Annotated in this window: 17 protein-coding genes; 9 read left to right on the forward strand and 8 right to left on the reverse strand. The window is 61.7% G+C overall.

The annotated features are described in order from the left end of the window. Positions 1 to 277 precede the first annotated feature (277 nt). On the reverse strand, positions 278 to 1,012 hold the full coding sequence (locus tag ACK4FZ_RS14985) for a hypothetical protein (RefSeq protein WP_409822181.1): 735 nt from the start codon (positions 1,010 to 1,012) through the stop codon (positions 278 to 280). Between the two features lie 442 nt (positions 1,013 to 1,454). After that, positions 1,455 to 2,228 carry a DODA-type extradiol aromatic ring-opening family dioxygenase gene (locus ACK4FZ_RS14990; RefSeq protein WP_409822183.1) on the reverse strand — a complete coding sequence of 258 codons (774 nt, stop codon included), beginning with the start codon at positions 2,226 to 2,228 and terminating at the stop codon, positions 1,455 to 1,457. Between the two features lie 102 nt (positions 2,229 to 2,330). Between ACK4FZ_RS14990 and ACK4FZ_RS14995 the strand changes: the two genes are divergently transcribed. From ACK4FZ_RS14995 to ACK4FZ_RS15015, 5 genes are all read left to right on the forward strand, one after another. Further along, positions 2,331 to 3,278, forward strand: coding sequence for a LysR family transcriptional regulator (locus tag ACK4FZ_RS14995; RefSeq protein WP_409822185.1), 948 nt, complete (start codon positions 2,331 to 2,333; stop codon positions 3,276 to 3,278). Positions 3,279 to 3,362: 84 nt separating this feature from the next. After that, entirely contained in the window at positions 3,363 to 5,084 is a 1,722-nt protein-coding gene (locus ACK4FZ_RS15000; RefSeq protein ID WP_409822187.1) for an ABC transporter substrate-binding protein, read from the forward strand. A gap of 68 nt (positions 5,085 to 5,152) precedes the next feature. Beyond that, entirely contained in the window at positions 5,153 to 6,091 is a 939-nt protein-coding gene (locus tag ACK4FZ_RS15005) for an ABC transporter permease (RefSeq protein WP_144373138.1), read from the forward strand. A 10-nt stretch (positions 6,092 to 6,101) separates the two neighbouring features. After that, positions 6,102 to 7,190, forward strand: coding sequence for an ABC transporter permease (locus ACK4FZ_RS15010; protein ID WP_409822189.1), 1,089 nt, complete (start codon positions 6,102 to 6,104; stop codon positions 7,188 to 7,190). A 9-nt stretch (positions 7,191 to 7,199) separates the two neighbouring features. Beyond that, positions 7,200 to 8,912 carry an ABC transporter ATP-binding protein gene (locus ACK4FZ_RS15015; RefSeq protein WP_409822191.1) on the forward strand — a complete coding sequence of 571 codons (1,713 nt, stop codon included), beginning with the start codon at positions 7,200 to 7,202 and terminating at the stop codon, positions 8,910 to 8,912. Between the two features lie 195 nt (positions 8,913 to 9,107). Here ACK4FZ_RS15015 and ACK4FZ_RS15020 read toward each other — a convergent pair whose 3' ends face one another. The 4 genes from ACK4FZ_RS15020 to ACK4FZ_RS15035 all read right to left on the reverse strand — a co-directional run bounded on the left by ACK4FZ_RS15020 (position 9,108) and on the right by ACK4FZ_RS15035 (position 12,360). Further along, entirely contained in the window at positions 9,108 to 9,236 is a 129-nt protein-coding gene (locus tag ACK4FZ_RS15020; protein ID WP_409822193.1) for a DUF3149 domain-containing protein, read from the reverse strand. A gap of 216 nt (positions 9,237 to 9,452) precedes the next feature. Further along, a complete protein-coding gene (locus tag ACK4FZ_RS15025) occupies positions 9,453 to 10,463 on the reverse strand; it encodes a cytochrome d ubiquinol oxidase subunit II (RefSeq protein WP_409822195.1) in 1,011 nt (336 codons plus the stop codon). Continuing rightward, the gene (locus ACK4FZ_RS15030) at positions 10,460 to 11,788 is read right to left on the reverse strand and encodes a cytochrome ubiquinol oxidase subunit I (protein ID WP_409822197.1); all 1,329 of its coding nucleotides are present in this window, start codon (positions 11,786 to 11,788) and stop codon (positions 10,460 to 10,462) included. Before ACK4FZ_RS15030 ends, ACK4FZ_RS15025 begins: the two co-directional genes overlap by 4 nt. A 2-nt stretch (positions 11,789 to 11,790) precedes the next feature. Then, entirely contained in the window at positions 11,791 to 12,360 is a 570-nt protein-coding gene (locus tag ACK4FZ_RS15035) for a GbsR/MarR family transcriptional regulator (protein ID WP_409822199.1), read from the reverse strand. A gap of 181 nt (positions 12,361 to 12,541) precedes the next feature. Here ACK4FZ_RS15035 and ACK4FZ_RS15040 point away from each other — a divergent pair, with 181 nt between their 5' ends. Then, a complete protein-coding gene (locus ACK4FZ_RS15040; RefSeq protein WP_409822200.1) occupies positions 12,542 to 14,404 on the forward strand; it encodes a diguanylate cyclase domain-containing protein in 1,863 nt (620 codons plus the stop codon). Between the two features lie 514 nt (positions 14,405 to 14,918). Here the strand turns inward: ACK4FZ_RS15040 and ACK4FZ_RS15045 are convergent. Next, complete coding sequence (locus ACK4FZ_RS15045) at positions 14,919 to 15,935, reverse strand: phage portal protein (protein ID WP_409822202.1); 1,017 nt, start codon at positions 15,933 to 15,935, stop codon at positions 14,919 to 14,921. Further along, entirely contained in the window at positions 15,935 to 17,704 is a 1,770-nt protein-coding gene (locus ACK4FZ_RS15050; RefSeq protein WP_409822204.1) for a terminase ATPase subunit family protein, read from the reverse strand. Before ACK4FZ_RS15050 ends, ACK4FZ_RS15045 begins: the two co-directional genes overlap by 1 nt. Positions 17,705 to 17,857: 153 nt before the next feature. Between ACK4FZ_RS15050 and ACK4FZ_RS15055 the strand changes: the two genes are divergently transcribed. The 3 genes from ACK4FZ_RS15055 to ACK4FZ_RS15065 are packed head-to-tail and all read left to right on the forward strand — an operon-like array spanning position 17,858 to position 20,398. Beyond that, a complete protein-coding gene (locus tag ACK4FZ_RS15055; protein ID WP_409822206.1) occupies positions 17,858 to 18,676 on the forward strand; it encodes a GPO family capsid scaffolding protein in 819 nt (272 codons plus the stop codon). A gap of 34 nt (positions 18,677 to 18,710) precedes the next feature. After that, entirely contained in the window at positions 18,711 to 19,736 is a 1,026-nt protein-coding gene (locus ACK4FZ_RS15060; RefSeq protein ID WP_409822207.1) for a phage major capsid protein, P2 family, read from the forward strand. Further along, positions 19,733 to 20,398 carry a terminase endonuclease subunit gene (locus tag ACK4FZ_RS15065; RefSeq protein WP_409822209.1) on the forward strand — a complete coding sequence of 222 codons (666 nt, stop codon included), beginning with the start codon at positions 19,733 to 19,735 and terminating at the stop codon, positions 20,396 to 20,398. Before ACK4FZ_RS15060 ends, ACK4FZ_RS15065 begins: the two co-directional genes overlap by 4 nt. Positions 20,399 to 20,470 lie beyond the last annotated feature (72 nt).

The following is a 20,470-nucleotide window of genomic DNA, read 5'->3' on the forward strand; positions in this document are numbered from 1 at the left end:
GTGTGTGGCAGCGTGTCATTTAATGCGCGTTGTAGCAGGCTCATACAGCAAAAAAGGGAACATGATGAACATGTTCCCTTTTACTGGATTTGCAGTCGCAAGTCTTAACTGACTGGCATTACCGCGCAAGCGGGGCTTTTGCATTTAACCGATAAAGCTGCAGGCTAGATATCTAGCACTGATAGGCCGATGCTTACGGGTGAGCTAGAACCGGGCATGCTCTGTCCCACAGCCTGAAGCCCGGCATCGCGGGCTTCATTTGATGCAAGGTTATAGATCAGGCGATGTAAGCAGCGTCGCCGGATTCACGCTTGGCGATGTAGGCAGCATCGCCGGATTCACGCTTGGCGATGTACGGTGCGTCGCCGGATTCGCGCTTGGCGATGTAGGCAGCGTCGCCGGATTCGCGCTTGGCGATGTAAGCAGCGTCGCCGGATTCACGCTTGGCGATGTACGGTGCGTCGCCGGATTCACGCTTGGCGATGTAAGCAGCGTCGCCGGATTCACGCTTGGCGATGTAAGCAGCATCGCCGGATTCACGCTTGGCGATGTACGGTGCGTCGCCGGATTCACGCTTGGCGATGTACGGTGCGTCGCCGGATTCGCGCTTGGCGATGTAGGCAGCGTCGCCGGATTCACGTTTGGCGATGTACGGTGCGTCGCCGGATTCGCGTTTCGCGATGTAGGCAGCGTCACCGGATTCGCGTTTGGCGATGTAGGCAGCGTCGCCGGATTCGCGTTTGGCGATGTAAGCGGCGTCGCCGGATTCACGCTTGGCGATGTACGGTGCGTCGCCGGATTCGCGTTTCGCGATGTAGGCAGCGTCACCGGATTCGCGTTTGGCGATGTAGGCAGCGTCACCGGATTCGCGTTTGGCGATGTAGGCAGCGTCGCCAGATTCGCGTTTGGCGATGTAAGCGGCGTCGCCGGATTCACGCTTGGCAACGTCTTGAGCTTGGGCAACACCAGCAAACAGGGCAATGGCGGTAGCGATCAGAGTCAGTTTTTTCATGGTCAATTTCCTTTAAGTGTGCGGTTGGCGGTCTCTCGCGTCACAGCAGAACCACCGGTTCAGGACAAGGACTCAAACCAACCTCACTGTTGACGACTTGCGTCATGTCTGTGCGTCCTTGCGATGTGGTAACTTTAGTGACTATCTGCATTAGTAGATAGCGGAAGCTTTTGAACAAAGCATTTTGATTTTTTGAACATCAAAAACCGCTTGTTTTTCCAAGACATACGAGCATCTTGATTGGTTCAAAACCTTAACACTTGTTAACACTCAGCAGGTTTCACAATTTTTCTGATGATAGAAAGACTGCTTCAGCGCAGAAAACCACCCTATAAATGCCAATGACACATTCCAAAGACATGATTTTTCCATAAAAAAAACCGGGCTTGGCCCGGTTTTGTGTCAATCTTGTTTCAAGTTACACGCTGCCAGCAGCACTCGTTCAGCCCAATACCCAGGCATCCATGGTGACGGACGCGTATTCGATCCCGCGATGCAAGCTGCGGCCAACCTTGCCGTCGGCAGCGCCCAGCGCGAAGAACAATGGCAGCAGATGCTCATCCGTCGGGTGATTGTCGCGCGCAAACGGTGCCAGCTCGCGCCACGCCAGCAAGCTGTCCACATTCCCGGCTTCCACTTTGTCAGCCACCCAGTCGGCAAACGCTTGTGCCCACGGCTGCGCCGGCGTACCCGGTGCGCCCAGCGCGTACAGATTGTGGGTCACACTGCCGGAACCGATGATCTTTACCCCCTCTGCGGCCAACCCGGCCAGCGCCTTGCCCAGCAGATAATGGCTGCGGGCGTCGTGCCGCGGCAACGTGGACAGCGTGATCACCGGGATGTCCCCTTCCGGGTACATCATCAGTAGCGGCACCCAGGCACCGTGGTCCAGACCGTCGGCTTCCATCAGATGAGCGGGCAAGCCTGCAGCTTGCAGGCGCTGATGTACCTGCCCTGCCAGCTCGGCACTGGAAACGGCCGGGTATTGCAGGCGATACAGCTCGCGCGGAAAGCCGCCGAAGTCGTACACCGTCTGCCAGCGCGGCGACCAGCCCACTACCGGTTCCCGCGCCAGGTTGTGCGCCGACATGATGACGATGGCTCGCGGTCGCGGCAGGCTGGCAGCGTACCGTTGCCAGACATGGCGCGCCGGCGATTGGTTGATCAGTACGTCCGGCCCGCCGTGGGACAGGAACAAAGGGGCAAAGTAGTGCATGGCTGGCTCCGTCAAAAGGGTATGCCACTATTACATTGCATTGCCAATAATTGATAAACCGGCAATCATGAACTGCATTAGCAACCATCAGGAAACAATCAGATGGACAGACTCGACTCCTTGCGCGTGTTCCAGGCCATCGTCGACGCCGGCAGCCTGGTCGGTGCCGCGGCGCGGCTGGACTTGTCCAGCGCCATGGTCAGCAAGCACCTGGCCGCGCTGGAAAAACACCTGGGCTGCCGTCTGATCCAGCGGACCACGCGCCGCATGACGCTGACCGAAGCCGGTGAGGAATACCACCGCCGCGTGGCGCTGATCCTGGCGCAACTGGAAGAAGCCGATGCCATGGCCCAGCAGCAAAGCGTCAGCGTGGGCGGGCGCTTGCGTATTGCGGCCCCGCTGTCGTTCGGCATGCGCTTTCTGGGGCAATGGTTGGCCGCACTGCACGCCAGCCACCCGCAGCTGGACATCGAACTGGTGCTGTCCGACGAACAGGTCGACCTGGTGGAAGCCGGCTTCGACCTGGCGCTGCGCATCAGCACCCAGCCGCTGGCCGGCCACCTGGTGGCGCGGCCGCTGGGCCAGCTCGCCATGCACGTGTGTGCGGCGCCGTCCTACCTGGCCGCGCACGGCACGCCGCGCACGCTGGCCGAGCTGACCGGCCACGCCTGCCTGCGCTACAGCCAGCAGCAGCCGCACTCCAGCTGGCTGTTCGGCCACGGCAGCCAGCTGCGCCAGGTCACGGTGCACGGCCCGCTAACCGCCAATAACGGCGATGTGCTGGTAGACGCCGCCATTGCCGGTATGGGCATTGCTTACCAGCCGGACTTCCTGGTGAATGCCGCACTGGCCGATGGCCGCCTGCAGGCCTTGACGCTGGACGTGGCACCGCAATACGCCGGCATTTACGCGGTCTACCCTGCCCGGCGCTACCTGCCTCAGAAGGTGCAACTGACGCTGCAACTGTTGCAACAGCAACTGGCCAGCCTGTGCCGCCACACTGGCATACTGCCCGAAAGTCCAGCCACGCCTGCGCAGCACTCGACGTAAAGAGCGGCAGCTTTCAGACTGCACGCACCAAAGCGGCGCCCATGCAGCGCGCATGACAATACCGAACAAGATTGGGAGAAAACGATGAAGAAACACATTCTGCTGGCCACGCTGGCCGCACTGGGAGCAGGCCATGTCGCCGCTGCCGACATGAACAAGGTACTGCGCGTTGCGTTCAATGTGCCGGAAACCGGCTTCGACCCGGCCAAGGTGTCGGACAGCTACTCCGGTGCCATCCTGGAAAACGTATTCGACCCGCTGGTCACTTACGACTACGACGCCCGCCCGGCCAAAGTCGTGCCCAACACCATCGCCGCCATGCCCACCGTCTCTCCCGACGGCAAGGTGTACACCTTCAAGCTCAAGCCTGGCATCTACTTCGCCGCCGACCCGGTGTTCAAAGGCCAGAAACGCGAGCTGACCGCCGCCGACTACGTGTATGCCATCAAGCGCCACCTCGACCCTACCATCAACTCGCCGTGGAGCTTCCTGGTGGACGGCCGCTTTGTCGGCGCCGAGGCGCTGGTGAAAGCCGCCGGCAAAGGCGCACTGAACTACGACACCCCGGTAGAGGGCATCAAGGCGCTGGACAAATACACGCTGCAGCTCACCCTTACCGAAGGCAACTTCAATTTCCTGCAGATTCTGGCCATGCCGGCGTTTGGCGCCGTGGCGCGCGAAGCCATCGAAGGCTACGCCAGCAACACCAACGCCAAACCGGTCGGTACCGGCCCCTACCTGCTGAAAGAATGGAAGCCGGGCAACAAGATTGTACTGGAGGCCAACCCAGGCTTTCGCAAGGAAAGCTACAGAGGCAAGCCGGTGCCGAACGTTGGCCGCGTGGAAGTGAGCATCATCGAGGAAGAGCAGCCGCTGTGGCTGGCCTTCGTCAACAAGCAGCTGGACGTGTCCGGCATTCCGCAAGCCGCCCTGCAGGAAGCACTGCTGATCGACCCGAAAAACCCGCTGAACGTGAAGCTGCAAGACAAATACGCCAAGCAGGGCATGCAGCTGCAGCGCAAGAAAGAGCTGGAAGTCACTTACCAGTTCTTCAATATGCAAGACCCGGTGGTGGGCGGTGACGCCAAGGAAAAAATCGCGCTGCGCCGCGCCATCGCCATGGCCTTCCCGCGCAGTGAAACCATCGCCGCCATCCGTCGCGGCCAGGCGGTACCAGTGAACTACGTCATTCCGGAAGGCGTGGCCGGCCACAACCCGGCGTTCAAGGGCTCGGTGAAATACGACCCGGCGGCAGCCAACGCGCTGCTGGACCGCTTCGGTTACAAAGTGGGTGCCGATGGCCTGCGCACGCTGCCGGACGGCAAACCGCTTTCCATCGAGATGGCCACCGGCACCAGCGGCATCGACAAACAGTGGAACGAATACTGGCAGAAAGCCTTCGACAGCCTGAAGATCAAGCTCACCTTCAAGTACGGCAAGTGGAACGAACTGAACAAGGCCAACCGTCAGGGCAAACTGCAGATGTGGGGCCTGGCGTGGAGTGCCGACTACCCGGACGGCGAGAACTTCATGCAGCTGCTGTACGGCAAGAACGCCGGCGACGCCAATAGCGCCAGCTTCAAGAACGCCGAGTTCGACCGCCTGTTCGCTGCCTCGCTGAAGCTGCCGGATGGCGCCGAGCGCAACAAGCTGTACGATGCGATGAACAAGATCGTGGTGGCGCAACAGCCGTGGATCTTCGGCGATACCCGCATCCGCAGCTCGCTGGCGCACAGCTACGTGAAAAACTTCAAGCTGCACCCGCTGCTGAATACCACCTGGCGTTACCTCGACCTCCAGAAGTAATCCCGTCCTGATCCACCGCAGCCAGCCCCGATACGGAGCTGGCTACCCGTGTTTGCCCGGAGGCCGACATGCTTGCTTACATCCTGCGCCGTCTATGGCAGATGGTCCCCACCCTGTTCGGGGTAATGCTGCTGCTGTTCATCCTGTTCAACTGGGTGGGTGGCGACCCGTCTTATATCCTGGCCGGCAAGAGCTTTTCTGCCGAAACGCTGGCCAATATCCGCCACCAGCTGGGGCTGGACAAATCGCTGCCCGAGCAATTCCTGATCTTCGTGCAGCAAGTGCTGACGTTGGACTTCGGCATCTCGTGGTCCACCCAGCAACCGGTAGCCGACATCCTGGCCAGCCGCATCGTGCCGTCGCTGACGCTGGCCATCCCCATGCTGCTGGTCAGCCTGATCCTGGCGGTACTGTTGGCCGCCGTGGTGGCCTACCTGCGCGGCAGCCTCACCGACCGGCTGGTCACGCTGATCTGCACGCTGGCGATGTCGGTCAGCGCGCTGGTCTACATCATTGCCGGCCAATACTGGCTGGCGCACAAGCTGGGCTGGTTCCCCATCCTGGGCTGGAGCGACCACCTGGCCACCAACCTGTGGCTGTACGTGCCGCTGCCGCTGCTGCTGGGCACCATCGTCAGCCTGGCGCCCGACATCCGCTTTTACCGCAGCTGCTTCGTGGAAGAGATGAACCACGATTACGTGCGCACCGCCCGCGCCAAAGGCCTGTCGGAGCCCGCCATCATGCTGAAGCACGTGATGCGTAACGCGCTGATTCCGGTGGTCACCTCGCTGATGATGTCGCTGCCCTACCTGTTTCTGGGCGCCCTGCTGCTGGAGCGTTTCTTCGGCATCCCCGGCATGGGCAACGAAGTGATCAATGCCGTCGACCGCAGCGACTTTCCGGTCATCAAGGCCATCACCATTTACGTCGCGTTGGCCACCATGCTGTTCAATCTGCTGGCCGATATCGTCTACAAACTGATCGACCCGCGCGTCGAGTTGAAATAAGGAGCGCGCGATGCACCCGTCCCACACCATCCCGGCGGCCAACGCCGCCTGCCCGCCGTCGCGCAGCCTGTGGCAACTGGGCTGGCAACGCCTGAAGCGCGACCGCATCGGCTTTGCCTCGCTCTGGATCGTGGCCGCTTTCGTGCTGCTGGCCATCGCCGGCTGGCTGGGCCTGGCCGGCAGCCACTGGCGCGAACAGGTGGCCAAACCGAATACCCCGCCGGCGCTGTTCAAACAGTACGGCCCGGCCACGGTAGAACTGACCGCCGCCGACATCGACGCGGCACAACAAGCCGGCAGCGCAGCAGCCGACGCCAGCGCCGCCACCGGCATCAGCGCTGAAGACGACCCGTTGGCCGCCGACATGGCCGCCGCCCAGGCCGAAGCCGCCAAGGCAGCGCCGGTCGCCGCCGCCGCCCATCGTGACGATCTGGCGTTCGGCAGCGACGCTCGCGGCCGCGACGTACTGCAAAAAGTCATCCAGGGCACCGCCACCTCGCTGCTGGTCGGCCTGTGCGGCGCCGTGCTGGCCATTGCCGCCGGCACGCTGCTGGGCGCGCTGTCCGGCTACTTCGGCCGCCGCGTGGACGACCTGCTGATGTGGTTTTACAGCGTGTTCACCTCGGTGCCCGACATGCTGTTGCTGCTGGCGTTTTCCGCAGTGATAAGCCGCGGCATCGACACCGTGATCATGGTGATGGCGCTCACCAGCTGGACCGGCACCTACCGCCTGATGCGCGCCGAGTTCATGAAACACAAGTGCCGCGAGTATGTGCAGGCCGCCGACGCCATCGGCGCCGGCCACCGCAGCCGCATGTTCCGCCACATCCTGCCCAACGTCAGCCACCTGCTGCTGGTGCAGTTTTCCATCCTCACCGTGGCCCTGATCAAGTACGAAGCCATCCTGTCGTTCCTGGGCTTTGGCGTCAGCGTAACGCAGACCAGCTGGGGCGCCATGCTGGCCGAAGCCCCGTCCGAGCTGCTGCAAGGCTACTGGTGGCAGATGGCCGCGGTAACGCTGTGCATGTCGGTGCTGGTCACCGCCTTCAGCATGCTGACCGATAGCCTGCGCGACGCGCTGGACCCGAAAGTGAAGTAAGGAGCCGCCATGACCCCCGCCCCCCCCCTGCTGAGCGTGCGCCAGCTGCGCGTCAGCTTCCGTAACGAAGACGGCGACTGCTTCGAAGCCTTGAAGGGCATTGATTTCGACATTGCGGCCAACCGTACCGTGGCGCTGGTCGGCGAGTCCGGCTCCGGCAAGTCGGTGACCTCGATGGCCATCCTGCGCCTGCTGCCGCAGCAAGGCTGCCACATCCACCCCGACAGCCAGATCCTGTTCGAAGGCCGCAACCTGCTGGCCGCCGACCGTCGCGAACTGCGCCAGCTGCGTGGCCGCGACATCGCCATGATCTTCCAGGACCCGATGAGCGCGCTGAACCCGGTATTCACCGTGGGCGAGCAGATCATGGAAACGCTGATGCTGCACACCGGCCTGCGCCGCAAGGCGGCACGCCAGCGTGCGGTGGCGCTGTTGAAAGAGGTGGGCCTGCCGGAGCCGGACCGCAAGGTGGACGCCTACCCGCACCAGCTATCCGGCGGCCAACAGCAACGGGTGATGATCGCCATGGCCATCGCTTGCAAGCCCAAGCTGCTGATTGCCGACGAACCCACCACCGCGCTGGACGTGACCATCCAGAAGCAGATCCTGACCCTGATTGCGCGGCTGCAGAAAAGCCACGGCATGGCGGTGTTGTTCATCACCCACGACCTGGGCCTGGTCGGCGAGTTTGCCGACGAGGTGATCGTGATGCGCCACGGCGAAATCCGCGAACACGGCCCGCTACAGCAGGTATTCAGCCAGCCGCGGGACGCCTACACCAAGGCGCTACTGAACTGCCGGCCGCGGCTGGACTGCCGCCCGGCGCGGCTGGCGGTGATCGACGACTTCCTGCAGGGCCAGCCTTACGTGCCGCCGGCGCACCGCGAGCGCGGTTACGCGCCGGACGACGACATCGTGCTGGACGTGCAAGGGCTGTGCAAAAGCTTTACCAGCCGCGAAGGCCTGTTCGGCCAGCACGTGTTCCATGCGGTGAAGGACGTGTCGTTCAAGCTGGCACGCGGCAAGACGCTGGGCATTGTCGGCGAATCCGGCTCCGGCAAGACCACGGTGGGGCTGACGCTGATGCGGCTGCACCAGGCCAGCGCCGGGCGCGCGCTGTTCCACGGTGAAGACATCCTGGCCATGCCGGCGCGCGACTTTCACGCCTACAAACGCCGTATCCAGATCGTGTTCCAGAACCCGTACGCCTCGCTGAACCCGCGTTTTTCGGTGGAAGACATCCTGCTGGAGCCGATGACGCTGCACGGCATCGGCGCCGACCGTGCCGAGCGCCGCGCCATGGCGCTGGCGCTACTGGACCGCGTCGGCCTGCCGGCACGGGCGTTGCAGAAGTATCCGCACGAGTTTTCCGGCGGCCAGCGCCAGCGCATCGCCATTGCGCGCTGCCTGACCATGAAGCCGGAAGTGCTGATCTGTGACGAATCGGTCTCGGCGCTGGACGTGTCGGTGCAGGCCCAGGTACTGAACCTGCTGCAGGACCTGCAGGACGAGTACGGCCTGTCCTACCTGTTCATCTCGCACGACCTGTCGGTGGTGAAACACATCTCCGACCAGGTGCTGGTGATGCAGCACGGTCAGGTGGTGGAGCAAGCCGACGCCGACACGCTGTACGCACAACCACAGCACGCCTACACCCGCCAGTTGCTGGCGGCCATCCCGCAGGGTTGGCCGCAGGCTTGCAGCGGCACGCAAGTGGCCTGAACCCGGCTGCCATAAGAACAAGCCTGTTTGCAACGCAAACAGGCTTGGTCATCCCTATCCAGGCCGGCTTGCGCAGCAAGCCGGCCTTGTCTGGTAAACAGGCAAAAAAAAGGGGGGTAACGGCCCACCACCGTACCCCCAAACACACACACATCAAGAGGAAATCACACTATCTGGCGCTACAGCGCCCTGACATTACTCGCCGGCGTTGGTTTTCTTGATGAACAGGGCAATACAGACGGCTACCACGATGGTAGCGACCGCAATGGTGATCACGCTCAACACACCCACGTCGTCCGACAGCAATTGTTTCCACAGTTCCATGATTACGCTCCTCCGGCAGTCCGGTATCCGATCTGAATGAGGCCATCTTACCCCCGCGGATAGTATGGGTTTTGACCCAAGTCAAGCGTCTCGCTTTATCAAAATGTAACGTGTCGTATCCGTGCGCCAACAAGACAAACCCTGCTTTAAGTACATGAAAGCACATGAAAAAAGGGCAGGAATATCTCCTGCCCTGTTGATCTGGCGCAATATTGTCTAGCTGTAACTGAGCTTGCCGGCCTTGCCCCAGAACACGCGGTAGGCAAACACCGTGTAGGCGATAATGGTGGGCAGTACCACGGCGGCACCGGCCAGAATCACCCACAGTGCTTCCGGGTCGCTGGCGGCCTGCCAGATGTCCAACCGGCCGATGACGATTTCGGGAAACACGCTATACGCCAGCCCCCAGAACGCCAGCAGCACAATGCCCACGGTGCAGGCAAACGGCAGCCAGCACAGCGCGTCCTGCCCGGCACGCTGGCGTGCGGCCAACTTGGGCAGGCTGGCGGCCAGCAGGACGAACAGCACCAGGCTAATAAGTGGCAACGGCAGCAGCAGCAGGAAATCCGGCAGCACAAACCATTTGTCGGCAATGCGGCTGCTAGCCAGCGGCGTGGCGACGGACACCAGCAATACCGCCAGTGCAGTACCCGCCAGCGCCCGCTGCGCCCAGCGCGTGGCACGCTGCTGCACACCGCCACTGCTCTTCATGATCAGCCAGCCGGCGCCCAGCAGCACGTAGGCGGCAGTCAGGCCCAGCCCGGCCAGCAGTGCAAAGGCCCAGGCGCCGGCACCGGGCGCAAAACCGGTGAGGTAGCGGCCCAGCATCACGCCCTGGCTAAGTGACGCCAGCAGCGAGCCGGCGGCAAAAGCCAGGTTCCACGCCGGCTGGTGGTGCGCCTGCGCCTTGACGCGGAAGTCGAACGCCACCCCGCGCAAGATGAGCCCCAGCAACATGATGGCCACCGGCAAGTACAGCTCGCCCAGGATGATGCCGTGTGCCATCGGAAACGCCACCAGCAGCAGGCCCACACCCAGCACCAGCCAGGTTTCGTTGGCGTCCCAGAACGGGCCGATGCTGGCGATCATGGCGTCGCGCTCGTCGTCATCACCCAGCGGCAGCAGCACGCCTACACCCAGGTCGTAGCCGTCCAGCACCACGTAGATCAGCATCGACAGCGCCATCAGGCCGGCAAAGATCACCGGCAACCACAGTTCGGCATTCATGGCTGTACTCCTTCAAGGTTGGCCGCAGGCGCTGCCTTGCGCGCCAGGTAAAACACCACCGACACATAACTGGCCAGCAGCACTGCGTACAACACCAGGTACATCAGCAAGGTAGACAGGATCATGCCGCTACCCACGCTGGAAGCCGCGTCAGCAGTGCGCAGGATGCCGGTCACCAGCCACGGCTGACGGCCGATTTCGGTGACGTACCAGCCTGCCACGGTAGCCACCCAGCCAGAAAAGCTCATTGCTACCAGGCCACGCAGCAACCACGGTGCCAGTTGGCCGCGGCGCAGCTGCCACCACGCCAGCCAGCTCACCGCCAGCATCAGCAGGCCTACCCCCACCATCACCCGGAAGCTCCAGAACACCTTGGCTACCGGCGGGTGAGCGTTGGGAAACTCGTTCAGGCCGCGGATTTCGCCATTCGGGTCGTGGGTAATGATCAGGCTGGCCAGTTTGGGAATGCCAACCTCAAAGCGGTTGCTTTGCGTGGCTTCGTCCGGCAATGCAAACAGCAGTAGCGGCGCGCCGCGCTCGGTGTGCCACACGCCTTCGATGGCGGCCAACTTGGCCGGCTGGTGGTGGAAAGTATTGATCCCGTGCATATCGCCCACCAAGACCTGCAGCGGAATTAGCAGCGCCGCCAGGCTGACGCCGGTTTTCAGCGTATGCCCCACGGCGGCGGCACGGTCGCCACGCAACCAGCGGTAAGCCGACACCCCGGCCACCAGAAACGCCACCGTCAGGCCGGAGGCCAGCAGCATGTGCGTCAGGCGATACGGCATGGACGGATTGAAAATCACCGCCAGCCAGCTTTGCACGTGCACTTTGCCGGCAATCACCTCTACGCCAGCCGGGGTTTGCATCCACGAATTGAGCACCAGAATCCAGAACGCCGACATCGTGGTACCGAACGCCACCAGAAAGGTGGCCAGCGTATGCACGCGGTTAGACACCCGCGAGCGGCCAAACAACATAATGCCGAGGAAGGTGGCTTCCAGGAAAAACGCCGTCAGTACCTCGTAAGCCAGCAGCGGCCCGGCTACATTGCCCACGCTCTGCATGAAGCCTGGCCAGTTGGTACCGAACTGGAAGCTCATGGTGATGCCGGACACCACGCCCAACGCAAAGGTCAGCGCAAAAATCTTTACCCAAAAGCCATAAGCGTCCATCCACGCCTCGTCGCCGCTGCGGTTGAAACGCGCCTTGAAGTACAGCAGCACCCAGCCCAGCGCTATGCTGATGGTGGGGAACAGAATGTGAAAGGTAATGTTGGCCGCAAACTGGATGCGGGCCAGAATGACGGGGTCGAGCGCGTCCATGATCAGGCCTCCCGGCTGTCGTCACGGCCGCCAAGACGGCCCAGGCTATGCGCAAACTGCAGCACCTTGCCCACCTGACTGCCCAGCTTCATCAGCTTTTCCAGGGTTTCCACGTCCATGTCGCGGATGTCGGCAAACCACTTGGTCACCAGCTCGATCAGCTGATACATCTCGTTCATGCGTGCCTGGGCATGGCGTTCGGCATCACTGCTGGGGCTTTCCATGATGGCGCCGCGCAGCATGGTGAGCGTGGGCTCTACCTCGCGCTTCTGCCGCTCTTCGGCCAGCGTCTTGAAGATGGCCCATACGTCTTCGGGGGTGGAAAAATACTCGCGGCGGTCGCCCGGCAGATGTTGCAGCTTCACCAGGCGCCATGCCTGCAGCTCCTTCAGCGCCATGCTGGTATTGGAGCGCGAACAGCCGATGGCCTCGACGATATCGTCGGCGTTCAGCGGCTTGTCTGACACGTACAGTAGCGCGTAGATCTGGCCCACGGTGCGGTTGATGCCCCAGTGGCTGCCCATCTCGCCGAAGTGCAGCACGAAGGACTGAATGAGGGGTGGGAGGTTCATGTGTGTGTGTCCTCTTTTGAGTTTTCAGTAATTTCTGAAACTTTGATATGAATCATAGTTTGTGAAATCAGACCTTGTCAAACCACAAACCGTGCGTTATCGCGCGCCATATAAGCAACTGACTTATCAAAGCAAAACAGTTAAGCCATACTGATAACTATCGAGACAAGCTTGGACCACGATGCCAGCCGACCCCGCTCTGCGCGATGCCCTGCTGCACGACACCGCAGCCTGCCTGGGCAAAGACTATCTGCAACAACTGGTGACCAGCCTGGCACGCCTCACCGGCGCCCCGCTGGTATTCATCAGCCGCCAGCACTGGCTACCGCGCCGGGAAAGCGAAGTGCTGTTTGCCAGCCACCCCGACCACCCCGGTCGCTACACCCTGGCCGGCACCCCGTGCGCCGACATACTGCAACAAGCGCGTGCATTGCAGATAGACAGCAGTGTCAACCAGCAATTCGCAGCCGAACACCACACCCGCTGGCAAGCCTATGCCGGCTGGCCACTGCTGGCAGAAGACGGCCAGTGCCTAGGTCATCTGGCCTTGTTTGACGACCGCAGCGGCCAACTACCCGACGGCCTGCTGGCGGCGCTGGCCCCCTTTGTACAGCGTGCTACTGCCGAGCTGCGCCGTCTGCAGCACGAGTCCGCACTCAGCCAGCGCGCCAGTTGGGACGCGCTGTACTCGTCCATCCTGCGGCAGTACATCCAGGGCCAGCCACTGGCCTCCTTGCTGGAAGCCGTGGTACGCCAGGTGGAGCAACGGCTGCCCGGCTGGTTGTGCTCCATCGTCCGTATCGACGCAGAGCAGCGGCTGCGACCGCTGGTTGGCCCGTCCTTGCCCGCCGACTACCACGCGCTGATCGACGGGCTGGCCATCGGCCCCACCGTCGGCAGCTGCGGTGCTGCCGCCTGGCACCGCAAACGGCTGATTGCCGAAGACCTGCAACAGCACCCCAACTGGGCGCCATACCGCGACATCACCCGCCGCTTCGGTCTGGGCAGTTGCTGGTCCGAACCATTGATGGACGGGCGCGGCAAGGTACACGGCACCTTTGCCGTCTATCACCGTACGCCCGCCAGCCCCACGCCGGAAGCCATCATCGTCATCGAAGACGTCTCGCGGCTACTGGGCATACTGTTTGAAAACCACGCCACACAGCAGGCGCTGGACAGCCGCACCCAGTGGTACCAAGCCATGCTGCAGAACGCGGCCGACGCCATCTCGATCATCGATATGGACGGCCGCTTGCTGGACGCCAGCGACTCGCTGTGCAAACTGCTGGGTTACAGCCAGACAGAACTGCGCCAGCTACGCCTGTGGGACCTGGTAGCACACCGCAGCGAAGCCGAGCTGCGCCAGCAACTGCAAAACGCCAGCGAGCAGGGCGAAACCTTCGACAGCCTGAACCGTACCCGCGACGGCGACATCATCGAGGTAGAAGTGAGCGTGCGCCGCTTGCTACTGGACGGCCAGCCGGTGATCTGGGGCTCGGCACGCGACATCCGCCAGCGCAAGCAACAAGAACGGCTGCTGCGCGAACAGGCCACCGTGGATTCGCTGACCGGCCTGCTCAACCGCCCCACCCTGCTGGCGGCACTGGATCAGCAACTGGCCCGCGCGCTGGGCGATGGTGGCGCCATGACGCTCTTGATGCTGGACCTCGACCACTTCAAGCAAGTGAACGACTGCTATGGCCACGCCTGCGGCGACGCGGCGCTGGCGCACTTTGCCAGCCAGTTGCAGCAGCAGCTGGGGCCGCATGATCATGCAGGCCGCCTCGGTGGCGAAGAGTTCTGCATACTGCTGCCGGGCTGCCCGCCGGAACGCGCCCAAGCCATTGCCCAAGCGCTATTGCAAACCATGCGCGCCCAACCGCTACTGTTTGACAGGCAGCAGATTGCGCTGACCGCCTCCATCGGCCTGACCCAGCGCCTGCCCGGCGACGATAGCCGCAGCCTGCTGGCCCGTGCCGACATGGCGCTGTACCAGGCCAAGCACGCCGGCCGTAACTGCACGGTGATGCTGCCGCCACCGTGACGTACCCTGCCACATCCCGTAAAATGGCTTGCCGCGCCCCGCCAGTCGGGGCGTTGTCTATTGCGGCCAACCTTTTTCAGTACGGATCTATCGATGAGCACAGCCCAGCACACACCCATGATGCAGAAGTGTTGATGCTTTGTTTTTAAAGGTTTTTCAGTTCAGCAATAACAAAAGCCATACAAAAACCCATACCAGCACCGCAGAATGCCTGTCACTGCCAAAACCACACCACCGCACTGCGTAAAACCGCATAAATCTGCATAAATTTGCCGATTTTGTTGTGTGGGCAAAACCGGCGCGCAAGCCGCACCAGTAAAGGCTGGGGCCGGGTTCATGCAGTTGCATAAAAACCGACACATTAAGCGTGGGGGCGTGGCGGGGACACGAGGGCGCGCGCCGGGTGCTGGGTGGGTTTTCCGGCTGTCGCTGCCACCTGCCGGCCTACCCCTGGGCGCGGGCATGAAAAAAGCCGCCCGAAGGCGGCTGTGTGAGAGGGTTTGAAGGTTGGCCGCTACGGCTTGGCGGCCAGCGAGTAGGTGCCGAAGCGGATAACGTCCACGCCAAGCCGGTCGTTGATTTCGAGCAGCCGGGCCTGCAGCGGTGCTATCTCGTTCTCGAAGAAAACCTCCGCCGCTTTGTTGGCGTCACCGAAACCACCCGTGTTGCTCGGGATGATGCCCATCAGCTGCGGCGGTACCCGATGTGCGGCCAGCACATCATCCCGGGTCACGTTCTTGATGTTGAAGAACTCATCCTTCGCGGCCACCTCGCTGATGGGGATAATCTGCATGCCGTCTTTCTTGCCATTCGGTGCGTACATGAACAGGTTGCGGAAGTTGCCCGGCCCTTTGCTGTCTTTCAGCGCCTTGCGTAGTGCATCCACATCGTCCTGCTGCTGCGCGGCATCTGTCATGTACAGGATGAAGCCGGCGTGGCTGCCGTTCTGGTAGTAGCGGCGGCGGAACAAGGTGGCCGACTCATTCAACCAGGCACTATGCAGCGCGGCAAGGTAGTCGGGCAGCCCATATACCTCCTGGTTGATATCGTGTTCCATCAGGTGAATCAGCCCATCAAGCTGTTGCTCCTGGTTGTAGGCCGGTACCCACCAGTAGGTGGCCAGATCGATACCACGGCGCACGAACTTGGCCGGTGCCGGTTCCAGCCGCGTCACCGAACCAAGCCGCGACTTGATGGGCTGCAGGTAGAGGTTACCGAATACCAGGTAGTCCATAACGATGCGGTCAAAGTGTGAGCGCGACAGCAGCTTATGCGGCTGGTAGGTACTGACCAGCACCCGCCGCTTGACGGCCATGGCGCTGTAGTGGTGAACCGAAGCCCGCCAGCTGCGGGCCAAGCCTTCCCAACTGATGGGCGGTTCGTACCATTTGCCGCTGTTGATGCATTCGGCGTAGTCCATGATTTCGCGGCGGTCCAACACCGCCACCGGGTCGCCAAAGGTAAACGCCTCCATCCTTGTGGCAGGCGCGGCGGCAGGCATGTCGGCTTTGTGGGCCAAGTCGATAGTCATCAGCTGAACTCCATAAAGCTGGAGTTGGTCGAGGTTGCCCCCTCCAGCGGTTCGTTGTAGAGGGCGTGCATGGTTGCCCATGCGATGTCGGCATGGCTGGTTTCTTCGGAGCGGCCAGCCTGGTACGTTGCTTGACGGCCGGAAGCCGTCATCGTTTTTTTGATACTCATGAAGCTGGCCGCAATATCGGTGTGGCCGGCATCGAACTCCAGGCGCCCGTTATGCAGCACGTTCAGCGCCTTGAGTACCATCTTGGTTTTGAGTTCGACGTTGTAGGTAAAGGACACCGTATCCGGGCGCCACTTGCTCACCAGCTGATAAACCGCCGAGCCAAGGCCGGTCACATCCATGCCGATGTAGGTCACGTTGTACCGCTGACAGGTGTCGAAAATTATCTTGGCCTGGGCTTCGTAGTCAGGGTCATGAAACTGGATGCGCTCAAGAATGCGGAACTTGCCACCAGGCACCGCTGGTGGCGACAGCACAACCAGAGCGGCTTTGTCGCCACCGCCGGACGGGTCATAACCGAGCCAGACCGGGCGATTACCGAAGGGGCGCGGCATCAGTGCTTTCCAGTCTTCCCACAGCTCCCAACTGTCCACCATCGCACGCTGCAGCAGCGAAAAGCCGAACACGCTGGCGCCGTCATCAATGAACTGGCACATGAACAGCTGGGCGAATTCGTCCGGCGTGTTTTCCAGCCGCAGCTGTTCCAGGTCGAACAGATCACAGCCACCTTCCAGCGCATCCAGAATGGTGACGATCTGCCGCCACTGGCCATCACCACCACGCAAGCCAGCCGCCAGCGCGGCGTGGCTGACATCCAGCCGCACGTGCTGTTCCTTTGGCCGCCCGTGGTTGAACGCCTCGCCCGTCCATACCTTGTACGCCTCGTGACTCATGGCCGAGGGCGTCGAAAAGTAGGTCATCCGGTATTGCTTCTGGCTGGCCATACCGCTGGCCAGCTTCTTCAATTCCCGGTACCGGGGAATCCAGAAGTATTCATCTAGGTACAGGTTGCCGTGGCGGCCCTGGGCGGTGCGGCTGTTTGTCCCGAGGAACATCAGCTCCGCCGCATTGGGTAGCTTGATCACTTCCCCTTTCAGCTCAACGTCGGCCACCTCTTTGGCGAAGTCCACGATATAGCTGCGGAACTGGTGCGCCTGGGCCTTACTGGCAGAAAGGAAGATCTGATTGCGCCCGGTTTTCAGCGCATCAATGAACGCCTCGTGGGCAAAGTAGTAGGTGGCGCCGATCTGGCGTGATTTCAGGATGTTGCGGATGCGCTCTTTCAGGCCGGCGCGGTACCAGTGCTTCTGGTAGTCGAACATGCGCTCCAGAAACGCGGCTTCCAGCTTTTCCTGCTGTTCCTCGCTGATGGCGTTCTTTTCCGGCTGCCGCTTCGGTCCGGCGTTGCGGCTGGCGATGGCTGGGTTCAGGTCGGACTCTTTGCCAGTCGCCCGGTATTTGCCCACCCGCGCCATGCGTTCAACCTGCCGCATCAGCAGGTCCACTTCCTTGTAGTCCCTGCCCTCCTTGCCGTCTTTCATGATCAGTTGCTGCAGGCGCGCTTCCAGCGTAGCCGCAATGCGGTCTGCCGGGTCGGCATCGTCCCATGCGTCGCGCTGTTTCCAGCTATGCACGGTGGCCGGCTTCACGCCGAGGTGGTCGGCAATGCGCGCTACCCGCCATCCCTGCCAGTAGAGGGAGCGGGCCAGCCATTTCGGGTCCTGGTCTGCACCAGGTAGTGGGGGGGTGTCTTGTCGCATGGTGCGATCTTGCACCACGCCATCCGGCCATCAGCGATAGGCAGTTTGTGAGGCAAACCGGCACAACAGCCAGCAGTTGAGCCGCCCCCGACATGGCTACAGCATGGGCGCTGTTACCGATTGCACCCCTGCACCCCATCGAGAGGAAGGCACATGGCCAAGTCGAAAAAGTTTTGCATCGCCACCGAAGGCGCCACCACGGATGGCCGCGTCATCGAGCGCAAATGGCTGGAAGAAATGGCCGCCAACTACGACCCGAAAACCTATGGCGCACGTATCAACCTGGAGCACTTCAAGGGCATTGACCCGAACGGCACTTTCAAGCGCTATGGCGACGTGCTGGAACTGAGTACCGAAGAAGGCAGCGACGGCAAGCTGCGCCTGTACGCCGTCATCGACCCTACCGACGAACTGGTGGCCCTGAGCAAAGCCCGCCAGAAGGTTTTCACCTCCATGGAGATCAACCCGGACTTTGCCGACACCGGCAAATGCTACCTGGTGGGCCTCGCCATCACCGATGACCCGGCCAGCCTGGGTACCGAAATGCTGCAGTTCAGTGCCACCGCCAAGAAAAGCCCGCTGGCTGCGCGCAAAACCGACCCGGACAACCTGTTCAGCGAAACCGTGGAATTCAAGCTAGAGCTGGCCGACGACGCCAGCGCCGGCCTGTTCCACAACTTCACCGAGAAAATCAAAGGTCTGCTGGGCAAGCAAAGCCTGGCCAATAGCGAAGGCTTCACCCAGCTGCATGGTGCCGTGACCGTCATCGCGGAAAGCCAGGGCGAGGTGCTGCAGAAGTTTGCAGCCATCGAAGGCACCTCAGCCAAGGTGGACGAACTGCAAGCCGATCTGGCCAAGATGAAAACCGAGTTTTCCGCGCTGGTAGGCAAGCTGGATAGCGACGAGCCGGCAGGCCAATTCCGCACCCGCACCCCAGGCGGCACTGGCGAAGAAGCCCTGACCGACTGCTAACCCGCCACCACCACGAACAAAGAGAACTGACACCATGCGCAACGAAACCCGCCAGAAATTCAACGCCCTGACCACTCGCATCGCCACCCTGAACGGTGTAGGTGAAGTGGACAAATCCTTTACCGTAAGCCCGTCTGTGCAGCAGACACTGGAAAACCGTGTTCAGCTGTCCAGTGCGTTCCTGAGCAAGATCAACGTGGTTCCGGTGCAAGACCAGGAAGGCGAAGCGTTGGGCCTGGGCGTTCTGGGCACTATCGCGGGACGCACCAAAACCAGTACCGGGACGGCACGCCAACCACGCAATGTGGCAGGCATGACGGCAAGCCGCTACCGCTGCGTGCAAACCAACTTCGATACGGCCTTCCCGTATGCAACGTTGGACATGTGGGCAAAGTTCAAAGACTTCCAGAAACGTCTGAGCGACGCGATCATCAAGCAACAGGCACTTGACCGCATCATGATCGGTTTCAACGGCACATCCATTGCCGACAACACCGACCGGGCCACCAACCCGCTGCTGCAGGACGTTAACAAGGGCTGGCTGCAGAAGTACCGCGAAGAAGCCCCGGAACGTGTAATGAAAGAGGTCAAGCCGGGTACTGGCAAAGTTAAGGTCGGCAAAAACGTGCTGCCGACCGATGGCTACAAAACCCTGGACAGCATGGTGTTTGATGCTGTGAATGGCCTTATCAGCGAAGTATTTGCAGAAAACCCCGACCTGGTGGTCATCGTTGGCCGCGACCTGATGGCCGACAAATACTTCCCGCTGCTGGAAGACAGCAAAGCCACCGAACAGTTGGCCGCTGACCTGGTTATCAGCCAGAAGCGTATCGGCAACCTGCCCGCTGTCCGTGCACCGTTCTTCCCTGCCGGCAAAATGCTGATTACCCCGCTGTCCAACCTGTCGCTGTACTACCAGGAAGGCAGCCGCCGCCGTCATCTGAAAGAGGAGCCGGAATACGACCGCGCCTCCGACTACCAGTCCAGCAATGACGCTTACGTAGTGGAGTGCTACGAAGCAGGCTGCCTGATTGAAAACATCGAGATGGTGACGGAATGAGCCACGCCCGCGCCCACTTCCAGCGCGTGGTAGCTGCGGCAGCTTCGGCTGCTGCAGATCCTGGCCAGCCGCTGGAAAACTGCAGCCAGTACGACCTGATGCTGCTGAAACTGGCCGAAGACCGCCGCCGCCTCAAGCTGGTGCAATCGACCGTGCAGAAAGCCGAAGTAAAGCGGCAGCTGCTGCCCGATTACGCCGCCTGGGTGGATGGTGTGCTGTCTGCCGGCAAAGGCCATCAAGACGACGTGCTGACCACCATCATGGTGTGGCGTATCGATGCCGGCGACTACGCAGGCGCCCTGGACATTGCCGCCTATGCCATCCCGCACAAAATGACCCTGCCCGACCAGTACCAGCGCCCGCTGGCTACAGCGATTGCCGAAGAAGTGGCCGACGCAGCCAAGCGTGCCCGCGATGGCGAACAACCCTTTGACTTGGAAATCCTGCAGCGCACCGCAGAGCTTACCAGCGACGAAGACATGTTCGACCAGGTGCGCGCCAAGCTGCACAAAGAGTTGGGTCTTTTGCTGGAAAGCTTCGACAAGCCGGCAGCCCTAGCCCATCTGCAGCGCGCCATGCAGTTGCACGACAAGGTCGGCGTCAAAAAGGACATCGAGCGCATTCAGCGCGACATGAAGAACTCGGGCGCAGACAGCGCCTAAACCGAGCGTACCCCGCGCACCAGGGCGGCAGGGGGCGGCGACAGCATGGCTAGTCAACGCCCCCTCCACCGC

It is taken from the genome of Vogesella sp. (assembly GCF_046297735.1).
Taxonomy (GTDB): Bacteria; Pseudomonadota; Gammaproteobacteria; order Burkholderiales; family Chromobacteriaceae; genus Vogesella; species Vogesella urethralis.